The organism is Bacteroides sp. AM23-12, from assembly GCF_003434395.1.
Classification (GTDB): Bacteria; Bacteroidota; Bacteroidia; order Bacteroidales; family Bacteroidaceae; genus Bacteroides; species Bacteroides thetaiotaomicron.
Genome location: NZ_QTLF01000114.1, coordinates 339 through 625, shown reverse-complemented (window position 1 = coordinate 625; position 287 = coordinate 339). Strand labels below are relative to the sequence as shown.

Sequence of the window (287 nt, the reverse complement as noted above, 5' to 3'; positions counted from 1 at the left end):
GGTTCTACGGCAAGGTGGTACGCTGCGACAACACGGAGTGCGGACTGCCCGTGTTCCGGCTGAAAGCGGGACGCACCCTGTCCGACGATGAAATCAAAGACCTGCTCACCGAAGGGCATACCAAGCTGCTCAAAGGGTTCAAGAGCAAACAGGGCAAGAGTTTCGATGCTGTTGTCGCCTTTGACGGGGAATATAACACGACTTTTGTGTTCCCGGAGGCTAAAAAGGACAAGAAATTTTCAGGACGGAAGAAATAGTATTAACTTTGCCACTTGTTCAGAGTAATG

At 50.5% G+C, this 287-nt stretch carries 1 protein-coding gene; it reads left to right on the top strand.

Translation table 11 applies throughout. From position 1 onward, the window contains the following. Positions 1 to 257: topoisomerase C-terminal repeat-containing protein (locus DW640_RS23415; protein ID WP_199610477.1), on the top strand; the 257-nt coding region annotated here is incomplete at its 5' end. Positions 258 to 287: the final 30 nt, after the last annotated feature.